This window comes from Acinetobacter sp. NIPH 2699 (assembly GCF_022549355.1).
Lineage (GTDB): Bacteria > Pseudomonadota > Gammaproteobacteria > Pseudomonadales > Moraxellaceae > Acinetobacter.
This window is the reverse complement of sequence record NZ_JAKZGL010000005.1, coordinates 34,429-45,811: the sequence shown is the minus strand read 5'-3', so window position 1 is coordinate 45,811 and position 11,383 is coordinate 34,429. Positions and strand designations below refer to the sequence as shown.

Below are 11,383 nucleotides of genomic sequence, written 5' to 3'. Positions count from 1 at the left end.
AAGAAATACCATTCATGCTCTATTTTTATAGAAGTTATATTCCAATAAAAAAGAGGCTAAAAAGCCTCTTTATCATGATATTCAACACTAAATCTCAATCGGACAATGCAGAATACACATCTGGGAATCAAGTAAAATAATTAACGTCGAAAGTTTGACAACAATTCTGTTGTGATCGACTCATTATGCGCCAATATTTTAGTTTTTCTAGTTTTAGCAGGGTTTGGATCAATGCGCTCAATTTTTGTCGCTTTAAATTTCCCTTCATTTTCCTGCACTAAAAATTTAACTTTTTCATTTCTTTTTGGCTCACCACTATCTGCTGGATATTCTGAAATATGAAAAAATACATCACCTTCAGCTGTTGCAATAAAGCCAAAACCTTTGTCTGGATTATATTGCCTAATTTTTCCCTGATAGAACTCTTGTTTCATGAACTTCATCCTACGTTGTAAACGCTATGATCGTAGTATATCAAAAAAAGACTTTTGATCCGCCCACAAAAACTTTATGGTTGAACAAAGTCTCTTTTTATATGTATTTCAAAAATTAATCTTTTTGAACACTACCAAAAATTTTGTCACCCGCATCGCCCAAACCAGGAACGATATAGCCATCTTGATTTAATCCTTGATCAATCGAAGCCGTGTAAATACGCACATCAGGATGCGCTGCTTCAACTTTTGCAATGCCCTCAGGTGCAGCCACTAAGATCATGACACGGATATCTTTACAACCACTTGCTTTTAAGACATCAATTGCAGCAATCAAAGAGTTTCCTGTTGCCAACATTGGATCAATGATCATCGCTAAGCGATTAGCAACATCAGGCACTAACTTTTTATAGTAGGTACGAACTTCTAAAGTTTCATCATCACGCTCTAAACCCAAGACACTGACTTTTGCACTTGGGATCAGGTTAAGCACACCTTCCAGCATCCCAATACCCGCACGTAGAATTGGAACAATGGTAATTTTCTTCCCAGCAATACGTTGCGTTGAGACCGTCCCTGCCCACCCGTCAATGTCATGATCAACCATAGGTAAGTCTTTGGTTGCTTCATAAGTCAATAACATCGTAACTTCTTGCGCCAATTCGCGAAAGTTCTTGGTACTGATGTCTGAACGGCGCAATAAACCAAGTTTATGACGAATAAGTGGATGATGAATTTCTTGGATGAACACAAGCAGGTACCTAAATCATATTAATCTCCAACTATTATAAAGTGTTTTTTTACTCTTCAATAAAAAAGCCCCCAATTTTGGAGGCTTTTTTTGTATAAATCAGATCATTACTGCTGTTGAGATAACATAAAATGCAATGGCGAAAGAATTTCTGCCTTCAATGCCAAGTTAATCATCGGATCTGGATAAATACCCAAGAACAATACCAGTAATGCAGCACCGAGTACCATGATACCGCCTACTTTAGTTCCCCAATGCTCATCAGCATCAATACGCGGTACGTCAGGAGGTGTCATATACATCACTACCATCACACGTAAGTAGTAATACAAACCGATACCACTACCCACCACAATCATCGCAGCCAAGAACCAGTGCTGAGTTGTCACAGCAGCCATCACCACAAGGAACTTACCAATAAAGCCTGCGGTTAATGGAATACCTGCCAAAGACAACATCATCACCGTTAAAGCGGCAGTCAAAATCGGACGGCGCCAAAACAAGCCACGATAGTCTGCGAGACTTTGTGCTTCATCCACATTGTTATATGGACTTGACATCAATGCCACAACACCAAACGCACCGATGGTCGTGAGGACATAAGTAATCACATACACCGTTACACTGCCTAAGCTTGCGTAAGTCATACTAATTAAAGCAATCAGCAAATAACCAAAATGTGCAATCGATGAATAACCCAAGATACGTTTCAAGTTCACTTGACGTACTGCGAGTAAGTTACCAACCACAATTGACAATACAGCAAGGATGGTTAAAACCGTAATTAATCCTTGATGTAAAATTGCACCAGAGGTAAGTAAGTAACGAACAAATAAGCCAACTGTTGCAACTTTAGCGACTGTTGCCAAGAAGGTTGCCATTGGTGCTGGTGCACCTGCATACACATCAGGCGTCCATTTATGGAATGGAGCAAGTGAGAGTTTGAATGCCACAGCAAAGATAATCAGTGCCAAGCCCAATAACACCATTGGCTGATCAATCACAGAGAATAAATTCTGAACTGAATCATAGAATGACAATGAACCTGTATAAGCATAGATATATGCCATACCCATCAACAACATTGCAGATGCAGTTGCAGAAAGCACTAGGTATTTAATCCCTGCTTCCAAAGACTGACTACGTTGATAGGTATATGCCAACATGCCATAAATCGGAATCGACATGAGCTCAAGACTAATGAAGAATGCAGCATAGTGCGAACTTGCCACCATCAACATGGCACCTGCTACTGAAGTCAGTAACAAGATATATAGCTCTTCGCGGTTGTCTTTATAGGTCTCAATATAAGCATGAGACAAAGTACAACATGCTAATGCTGCAATCAAAATTAAGAATTGATAGAGCATGGTAAATGGATCAACCATAAACATGCCCATCACGTTTACTGGAACAAAACTTCCACTAAACATGGTGTATACAATAAAGATTGCCGCAAGATTTAAGCCCACAACCGAGGTTGTGGCAATGAGGTTATGATGACGTTTAATCGCAATCAACAACATCACCACGATTGCAGTCAATGCCACAATCATCACAGGCGCAAGCGGCATAAGCTCAGAAAAAGAAAGTGTGAAGTTCATGATTTATTGCATCTCCACATGTTCAAGTTGAGTTGCTGCCTGCTGAACAGTTTCGACAACTTCTTGTACTGGCATATAACTATTTACGATCCACTGCATACTCGAATGAGATACATCCAAGAATGTTTGTGGGTAAATACCTAACCAAACTAAACCAATCACGCAAATCATCAAAATGCTGACTTCACGTGCCGATAGATCTTTGAGTGGACTGGTATAATGTTGCTTTTGTTCAGGATTTGGTTCACCGAATAAAGCTTTATGAATCAAGATCAAACCATAAAGACCAGCAAATACCAAGCTCACTGCCGCCATAATCGTGAACGTTGGATAGGCTTTGAATGAACCCATTAAAATCAGGAATTCACCAATAAAGTTACCTAAACCTGGTACACCAACAAGCGCTGCCACGAAGAACATTAAGAAGAATGGCAAATATTGCAGTTGACCACGAAGACCACCCATTAAGCGCAAGTCACGCGTATGCAAACGCTCATAGACTTGACCTGACATAATGAACAATGCGGCTGATGACAAGCCATGTGCCAACATCATGATCATTAGACCTTGGAAAGTCAGAATGTTACCTGCATAGATCGCAAGTAAAATGAAGCCCATGTGTGAAATCGACGTATACGCAAGTAGACGTTTCATATCTGTTTGTTGGTATGCGAGGAAAGCACCGTAGAAAATACCAATCAGACCCAAAATAATTGCGATATCAGCAAATTGTGCCGACGCTGCTGGGAAGAACGGAATCACAAAACGAAGCAAACCATAAGCTGCTGTTTTAATCAAAATACCAGCTAAATCGACCGAACCAGCAGTTGGTGCCTGCGCATGCGCATCAGGTAACCAACCGTGTAATGGAAATACTGGCAGTTTCACCGCAAAACCGATGAAGAAACACAGCATAAATGCATAAGCAACTTCAGCTGGTAAATGGTTCGCTACAGCCAATAAATAGTTGTAATCAAAACCGATCATGCCCGTCATCATGTATCCATAGACCACGAGGCCTAAGATACCGATCAACATAATCAGACCAGCGATTTGTGTATACAAGAAGAATTTCGTCGCGGCATACACACGTGAACGACCATTCGAGCCTTTATGACCCCATAACGCAATCAAGAAATAGATTGGTACAAGCATCATCTCCCAGAAGAAGAAGAACAAGAACATGTCAATCGCAAGGAATACACCGATGACACCACCCAAACTCCAAAGTAAGTTTAAGTGGAAGAAGCCGACATTCTTTTGAATCTCACCCCATGAACAACCAACCGCAAGTACACCCAGTAATGCAGTCAGCAACACCATCAATAGCGATAAACCATCCACAGCCAAGTGAATGCTAATGCCTAAAGTCTGAATCCATGGAAGATGAAACTCTGCCGCCCAAACTGGAACTTTTGAGCCGATTTCATAAACAAATGTGCCACTTTGCCATAACGCAATGCCTAGACCCAAGGTAATCAACATACCAATCAAGGCGATCCAGCGCGGTAAATGTTGGTCGAATTTATCCACCAACCAACAAATAAAACCAGCAATGAAAGGAACTAAAATCAGTGCGGGTAAAATTAAATTATTTTCCATTTTATTTCCCCACAACCTCAATAACGATCAAGATCATCAATAGCACCACGATACCAAGTGACATGCTTGATGCGTATTCACGTAATGAACCTGTTTGACGCGAACTTGTAAAGCTATTCCCCCCTTGCACAATCGCAGGAAGTACCAGCCATAAACCATCTACTGGATCGCGACCTAAGATTTTCGCAATCAATAAATAAGGTTTTACAAATACAATGTTATATAAAGCATCGAAACCAAATGCAGTACGGCAGATATGTGCTAAACCTGAACCCAACGATGTTTGAGCAAAAGATTTGACCGCGCCATAAGCAAAGACAAACAGCACAATACCCACCACTAAACCAGCCAGCGCGATACCAACAGCTTTTAATTCAACCGCATGCTGTAAATGTGCTAGAGCATCAGTCATTACAAATGCGGGGATACCTGCGCTATTTAAAAGACTTTGTACTGGACCTTGCAACAACGCACCGATCCCCGTAGAAAGCACTGCCAAGATTGCAAGTGGCGCCCAGTAAGTCGCACCTTTGATTTCGTGATATGGCGTCTTTTCCTCACCAAAGAATACAATCCAAATCAAACGGAAAGTATAAATCGAGGTTAAGAACGCACCAGCAACACCGACCCAGAATAATGAGCCATAAGTCTCAATACCTGTGGTATGACCATGTGCCCAAACTTGCCATAAAATCGCATCTTTAGAGAAGAAGCCGACCGTGATAAATGGAATTGCAGCTAATGCACCTCCACCGATCGCAAAGCAGGCAAATAAGAATTTGTTATGCTTGAACAAGCCGCCCATCTTGAAAATGTTTTGTTCATGATGGTAAGCCAAAATGACAGCACCAGAAGACAAGAACAATAACGCTTTAAAGAACGCATGCGTCAACATGTGGAACAAACCTGCTTGGTATGCTTCAGCACCGACCGCCATAAACATATAACCAAGCTGACTCATGGTTGAGTAAGCCAAGATACGCTTGATATCGGTTTGAACCAATGCAGCAAAACCTGCGACGAGTAATGTTACTGCACCTGTAATCGAAATGAATTGCATCACTTCTGGCGCCATTTCCATCACAGAGAACATACGGCAACATAAGTAGATACCCGCTGTTACCATTGTTGCAGCGTGGATCAATGCAGACACAGGTGTAGGACCCGCCATCGCATCGGCTAACCACGTTTGGAGCGGAATTTGTGCTGATTTACCTGCTGCACCCAAGAACAACATCAATGCTGTCCAAATCGACAATGAAGAACTTTGTGTCATCACTATTGCTGCATTTTCAACAACATACTGCGTATTCAATGTTCCAAACTGTTGATAAAGCAAGAATAGTGCGATCAATAAAAATACATCACCGATACGCGTTACGGTAAATGCTTTGATTGCAGCCCAGCCATTGGCAGGATTTGAATAGTAGAAACCAATCAGTAAGTATGAGCAAAGACCTACACCTTCCCAACCTAAGAACAATAACGCTAAGTTATCGCCCAGTACCAACAACAACATGCTAGCAACGAACAGGTTGAAATAAGAGAAGAAACGCGCATAGTCTTCTTCACCACGCATATACCAAGATGCAAAAATATGGATCAGGAAACCAACCCCTGTCACCATTCCCATCATCAGTAATGAAAGACCATCGAGTTGTAAACTAATCCCTGGCTCAAAACCTCCAACACTGAACCATGTCCACAAGTGTTGAATAAAGACCGTTTCACCACTATTGCTAAATGCCAGACCTGCAATTAATGCAAATAAAGCAGATAAACCGACTGAACCAACACCAATAATCGCGGCTACATTTTCAGAAAGTTTGTTACGCCCTGCCGCTAAAAGGATAAAACCAATGAGCGGGAATAAAACGGTTAAATATAATGTACTCATCCGCGCATCTCACTAGCAGCATCCACATCCAAATGATGGAAGCGATGATAGAACTGAAGAACGATCGCAAGACCGATACACGCCTCTGCTGCTGCAAGGGTCAAGATCAAGATGAACATGACTTGTCCATCTGGTTGCGCCCAAACACTACCCGCTAAGACGAATGCCAATGCAGCAGCATTCATCATCACTTCAAGGCTCATTAACATAAATAATAGGTTGCGTCGCACCATTACACCGTAAAAACCCAGTGCAAAAAGGATGGTTGCGACAATCAAACCATGTTCTAAAGGGATGTGTCCCATTATTCTTTATCCTCTTCTGCACCTGGTTCACGTTTGCCTAGATGGAATGCTGCAACTAAGGCTGCAAGCAATAACATCGCGGCAACTTCTACCAATAATAGATAATGCGTAAATAATGCTTGTCCAACTGCTTTAGGACCCACCACTTCACGCCCCATCACTGCACCCGAAGCCGTATAGTCGCTACCGAGCATCCAAACCAGAATAAGCCCCATCAAGAAACTCATCAGTGCTGGAAATGCCCATGCATCAGAAGTCAACCACTTACTTTCTTGTTCAACGGTGTCTTGACCTAGATTCAACATCATGACCACAAACACAAACAAGACCATGATCGCACCCGCATAAACAATGATCTCAAGCGCAGCCGCGAATGGCGCACCCACGATCATGAAAATACCAGCAACCGCAAGTAGCGAAACAATCAAGCTTAATAATGCATGTACAGGATTCGTATTAGTGACAACACGAATGGTTGAGACAATGGCCACAAGTGCCATCAAATAAAATGGCCACATCATGGTAATAAGCTCCGTACATCAACTGGCGCACTTTCTTTTTGTGCTTGACCTTTTCCTTTGCCATCAATCGCCATACCAGCGACACGGTAGAAGTTATAGTCAGGGTATTTACCCGGCCCAGAAATCAATAAGTTTTCTTTCTCGTAAACCAAATCTTGACGCACATATTCACCCAACTCGAAATCTGGGGTCATCTGAATCGCAGTAGTTGGGCAAGCCTCTTCACACATACCGCAGAAAATGCAGCGTGAGAAGTTAATACGAAAAAATTCTGGATACCAACGCCCATCGTCTCTTTCCGCTTTTTGTAATGAAATACACCCAACTGGGCATGCAACCGCACACAGGTTACATGCCACACAACGTTCTTCACCATCTGGATCACGCGTCAATACAATACGACCACGAAAGCGTGGAGGCACAATTTGTTCACCTGGTACTTCTGGATATAAAATCGTGTCACGCTTACGTGTTACATGGCTAAACACCATCCACAACGAACGTACAATTGATCCGAATCCAGCTAGAATTTTATACATTTTGTACTCCCTGCTGTCCTAGGCCTGATTCATCAGAATCACAGCACCAGTCACTAACAAGTTGACTAACGCCAATGGCAAACAAACTTTCCAACCAAAATTCATCACTTGATCATAACGCGGACGCATTAACGAGCCACGAGCCAAGACAAACATCATCACAAAGAATGCTGTTTTGATAATGAACCAAAATACAGGTGGAACAAATGGAATTTCTAAGTTAAATGGTGCAAGCCATCCGCCGAAGAATAAAGTCACGATCAAAGCAGAGATCAAAACCACGTTGACATATTCCGCAACGAAGAACATCCCCCACTTCATCCCACCATATTCAACATGGTAACCCTCTGCCAATTCTTGCTCAGCTTCAGGTTGGTCAAATGGATGACGATGCGTCACTGCAACCCCCGCAACCACAAAGATCAAGAAACCTAAGAATTGTGGAATGATGAACCACATATCACGTTGTGCTTCAACGATTTCACGTAGGTTAAATGAGCCTGCAATCGCAACCACACCCATCAAGGAGATACCCAAGAACACTTCATACGAAATGGTTTGAGCCGCTGAACGGAGACCACCGAGTAAAGAGTATTTGTTATTCGATGCCCAACCACCAAAGAGCACAGCATAGACTGCGATACCCGCCATTGCCATAAAGAACAATAGACCGATACTCATATCTGCTACGCCCAACATTGGGCTGACAGGAATGACCATGAATGAAAGTACCGCAGTTGCCATCGCAACTGCTGGTGCTAAACGGAAAGTGAGCTTATCTGCAAACTTTGGTGTCCAGTCTTCTTTGAACATGATCTTGAGCATGTCGGCAACAATCTGGAACATACCACCCGGACCGACACGGTTTGGACCATAACGATCTTGCCAAAGTGCCAAGAGACGACGTTCAATGAACGACATCAAAGCCGCGACCAACACCACCACAAGCAAAATGACAATAGCTTGAATCACTGAGTAAGCAATGGGCCAATTTTCAGCCCAAAGTGGCGTTTGACGTATAATTTCTTGATTCATGAATTACACTCCTACTGCCACAGACACAGGCTCAGCCAATGAAACTGTTGGTGCTAAACCAATTGGATAACCGATATAACCCGTTGGTAAATATTCAATCACTTGGACAGGTAAGCTAATACTGGTTTCACCCGCCTTAACCGTAATACGTTGACCATCTTGAACATTTAAACGTGTCGCATCTTGTTCAGCCACGGCAAACATCGCTTCAGGAATACGTGATTCCATTGCTGGTGTTTTAACCGTAAATTCACCTGAACCAAAAATATGGTGCATTGGCACAAGACGGAAACTTTCAGGATTCACAACCACGGCTGTCGGTGCAACATAGCTACGTGCTGGACGCTTGGCTAAACGATCGAATAAACGAACACCTGAATCACCACCTTTTAAGTGACCACCCACTTCATCTTGATATTTGTTCCAAGCTTGTGGTGAGTTCCAACCTGCAGCCCATGCAAATGGAACCAATGATGATGCATTCTGCGTTCCAACATAACCTTCCATCGAGTAGGTCAATGCTGAATCTAGATCAGTTGGTTGTTTTGGTTCATGCACAGAAATTCCTGCACGCATCGCAGTACGGCCCGAATAACGACGCGGTTCACGCGCAATTTTTAGACCATGAACACGATAGCCGGCATCTGGTGCAACATCTTGAATCGCTTCGAGTACTGGAACATTTTTCACGATGTCATCAATCACATCATCAAGTAGTGTCCAATCAACCACTTTACCTTTAAGACCTGTCTCAATGGCATGTAACCAGCGCCATGATTCTTTGATCGCATATTCAGGTTTGTAGTAGCTTGGGTCATACACTTGATAAAAACGTTGTGCACGACCTTCCTGACTCACCACCGTACCATCACCTTCAGCGAAGCTTGCCGCCGAAAGTACGATATCAGCAAATTTCAAGGTTTCAGTTTCGCTGTGATCGAGTACGATCACTGTTTCAGCTTGATCAAGCGCAGCTTTGACTTGTGCAACAGGCAAACGACGGGTTAAGTCATTTTCAATAATCACAACCGCAGCATAGTCTTGTGCAAAAGCCTGTTCTAAGCTTAAACCACCAAACAATGCCAAGCCCATTGAGTTCACTTCAGGAACCGTCAATGACAAACCTGCATTTCCACCTAGATTCTGTGCAACTTGTGCAGCAGCTTCCATAATTGCAGGGTCTTGTAAGCTGGTACCAGAAATAATCAATGGTTTTTTAGCCGCTTTCAAAGTATCCGCAATGGTTTGTGCAAATGCTTTTGCATCATCGGCTAAACCAGTCAATGCCTCACCTTTTACAGCAGCAGCAACCGCAAAACCTAAACGCGCGATGTCATTTGGTGATGCAACCACTTCACCCGTTGCCACATCCGCTAAACGGGTTTGTGTTGCAGCAAGGATATAAATTGGAGATTTTGCATCTTGACCAATACGTTGTACAGGCTCAGCTAACCAGTCTGGTGTGCGTGCTTTTGCAGCCATTTCTTTGGCTTTATTTTTCGCTGCTTGGCGAACAGACAAAGCCATACGTGGTGCAGTTTGGGTTAAGTCTTCACCCAAAATCAACACCGCATCATAGCTTTCAATTTCACGCATGTTCGGGTTGTAAATACCCTGTGTTTGCATGATTGATGCAGCCAATTCAACGAGGTTTTGCTCTTTTTGAGACATCCCTGTTGAATAGTTGTCTTGTCCAACCAATTCACGAAGTGCGTAGTTTGATTCCAAGCTCGCGCGTGGTGAACCAATCCCTAATACTTTATTGCCTTGAAGTTGGCCAATCACTTGATCAAGTGCTTGATCCACACTTACGGTCGCAACAGTGTCACCATTACGGAACTGAGGCTGACGTGGACGATCTGCACGGTTGACATAGCCCGTACCAAAACGACCTTTATCACACAAGAAGTATTGGTTTACTTCACCATTGAAACGGTTTTCAACACGACGAATTTCACCATAGCGTTCACCCGGAGAGATGTTACAACCAGAAGAACAGCCAAAGCAGACGCTTGGTGCATACTGCATATCCCATTTACGGTTATAACGTGCTGAATGGGTCTTATCGGTAAATACACCTGTTGGGCAGACTTCAGTCAAGTTACCAGAGAATTCAGATTCTAAAGTCCCTGATTCTGGACGACCGAAATACACGCGTGATGCATTGGCATACACACCGAAGTCTGTACCGCCTGCATAATCATTGTAATAACGCACACAACGATAGCATGCGATACAACGGTTCATCTCATGCGCAATAAACGAACCCAACTCTTGGTTGTGATGGGTACGCTTGGTAAAGCGGTAGCGACGACGATCATGCTGCGTCATCACCGTCATATCTTGTAAATGACAGTGCCCACCTTCTTCACAGACTGGACAGTCATGTGGGTGGTTGGTCATTAAGAATTCAACGATCGATGCACGAAACTCGGTTGCTTCTTTGTCTTCAATTGAAATATAGGTATTGTCGGTCGCAGGTGTCATACATGACATCACTAAACGTCCACGTGTGTCCTCAGGATTTGCATACTGAGTCACCGCACATTGACGACAAGAACCAACTGAACCTAAGGATGGGTGCCAACAAAAATACGGAATATCAAGCCCTAGAGATAAACATGCTTGTAGCAAGTTCTCAGAACCACTGACTTCGTACGATTTTCCATCGACATGAATTGTAGCCATAGTCGAA

At 43.0% G+C, this 11,383-nt stretch carries 10 protein-coding genes; all 10 read right to left on the bottom strand.

The features are described 5' to 3' along the window. Nucleotides 1–140 precede the first annotated feature (140 nt). Entirely contained in the window at nucleotides 141–434 is a 294-nt protein-coding gene (locus MMP72_RS06690; RefSeq protein ID WP_241315720.1) for a cold shock domain-containing protein, read from the bottom strand. 115 nt (nucleotides 435–549) lie between these two features. Then, nucleotides 550–1,185 (bottom strand): uracil phosphoribosyltransferase, encoded by a 636-nt coding sequence (gene upp / locus MMP72_RS06685; protein ID WP_241315718.1) that lies wholly within the window; start codon nucleotides 1,183–1,185, stop codon nucleotides 550–552. Between the two features lie 107 nt (nucleotides 1,186–1,292). Beyond that, nucleotides 1,293–2,789, bottom strand: coding sequence for an NADH-quinone oxidoreductase subunit NuoN (gene nuoN, locus MMP72_RS06680; RefSeq protein WP_241315716.1), 1,497 nt, complete (start codon nucleotides 2,787–2,789; stop codon nucleotides 1,293–1,295). A gap of 3 nt (nucleotides 2,790–2,792) precedes the next feature. Then, nucleotides 2,793–4,391, bottom strand: coding sequence for an NADH-quinone oxidoreductase subunit M (gene nuoM / locus MMP72_RS06675; protein WP_241315714.1), 1,599 nt, complete (start codon nucleotides 4,389–4,391; stop codon nucleotides 2,793–2,795). 1 nt (nucleotide 4,392) lies between these two features. Continuing rightward, nucleotides 4,393–6,288 (bottom strand): NADH-quinone oxidoreductase subunit L, encoded by a 1,896-nt coding sequence (gene nuoL, locus MMP72_RS06670; protein ID WP_241315712.1) that lies wholly within the window; start codon nucleotides 6,286–6,288, stop codon nucleotides 4,393–4,395. Then, a complete protein-coding gene (gene nuoK, locus MMP72_RS06665; RefSeq protein ID WP_004638057.1) occupies nucleotides 6,285–6,593 on the bottom strand; it encodes an NADH-quinone oxidoreductase subunit NuoK in 309 nt (102 codons plus the stop codon). The genes nuoL and nuoK overlap by 4 nt, the downstream gene beginning before the upstream one ends. After that, on the bottom strand, nucleotides 6,593–7,111 hold the full coding sequence (gene nuoJ / locus MMP72_RS06660; protein WP_241316066.1) for an NADH-quinone oxidoreductase subunit J: 519 nt from the start codon (nucleotides 7,109–7,111) through the stop codon (nucleotides 6,593–6,595). The genes nuoK and nuoJ overlap by 1 nt, the downstream gene beginning before the upstream one ends. Further along, nucleotides 7,111–7,653 carry an NADH-quinone oxidoreductase subunit NuoI gene (nuoI, locus tag MMP72_RS06655; RefSeq protein WP_241315710.1) on the bottom strand — a complete coding sequence of 181 codons (543 nt, stop codon included), beginning with the start codon at nucleotides 7,651–7,653 and terminating at the stop codon, nucleotides 7,111–7,113. The genes nuoJ and nuoI overlap by 1 nt, the downstream gene beginning before the upstream one ends. An 18-nt stretch (nucleotides 7,654–7,671) precedes the next feature. Continuing rightward, on the bottom strand, nucleotides 7,672–8,688 hold the full coding sequence (nuoH, locus tag MMP72_RS06650) for an NADH-quinone oxidoreductase subunit NuoH (RefSeq protein ID WP_241315708.1): 1,017 nt from the start codon (nucleotides 8,686–8,688) through the stop codon (nucleotides 7,672–7,674). A 3-nt stretch (nucleotides 8,689–8,691) separates the two neighbouring features. Next, complete coding sequence (nuoG, locus tag MMP72_RS06645) at nucleotides 8,692–11,376, bottom strand: NADH-quinone oxidoreductase subunit NuoG (RefSeq protein WP_241315706.1); 2,685 nt, start codon at nucleotides 11,374–11,376, stop codon at nucleotides 8,692–8,694. Nucleotides 11,377–11,383 lie beyond the last annotated feature (7 nt).

What these genes read in the sequence shown, in the direction of transcription:
- MMP72_RS06690 (WP_241315720.1), bottom strand. Translation starts at nt 434, where the DNA reads ATGAAACAAGAGTTCTATCAGGGAAAAATTAGGCAATATAATCCAGAC.
- nuoN (WP_241315716.1), bottom strand. Translation starts at nt 2,789, where the DNA reads ATGAACTTCACACTTTCTTTTTCTGAGCTTATGCCGCTTGCGCCTGTG.
- nuoM (WP_241315714.1), bottom strand. Translation starts at nt 4,391, where the DNA reads ATGGAAAATAATTTAATTTTACCCGCACTGATTTTAGTTCCTTTCATT.
- nuoL (WP_241315712.1), bottom strand. Translation starts at nt 6,288, where the DNA reads ATGAGTACATTATATTTAACCGTTTTATTCCCGCTCATTGGTTTTATC.
- nuoK (WP_004638057.1), bottom strand. Translation starts at nt 6,593, where the DNA reads ATGGGACACATCCCTTTAGAACATGGTTTGATTGTCGCAACCATCCTT.
- nuoJ (WP_241316066.1), bottom strand. Translation starts at nt 7,111, where the DNA reads ATGTGGCCATTTTATTTGATGGCACTTGTGGCCATTGTCTCAACCATT.
- nuoI (WP_241315710.1), bottom strand. Translation starts at nt 7,653, where the DNA reads ATGTATAAAATTCTAGCTGGATTCGGATCAATTGTACGTTCGTTGTGG.
- nuoH (WP_241315708.1), bottom strand. Translation starts at nt 8,688, where the DNA reads ATGAATCAAGAAATTATACGTCAAACGCCACTTTGGGCTGAAAATTGG.
- nuoG (WP_241315706.1), bottom strand. Translation starts at nt 11,376, where the DNA reads ATGGCTACAATTCATGTCGATGGAAAATCGTACGAAGTCAGTGGTTCT.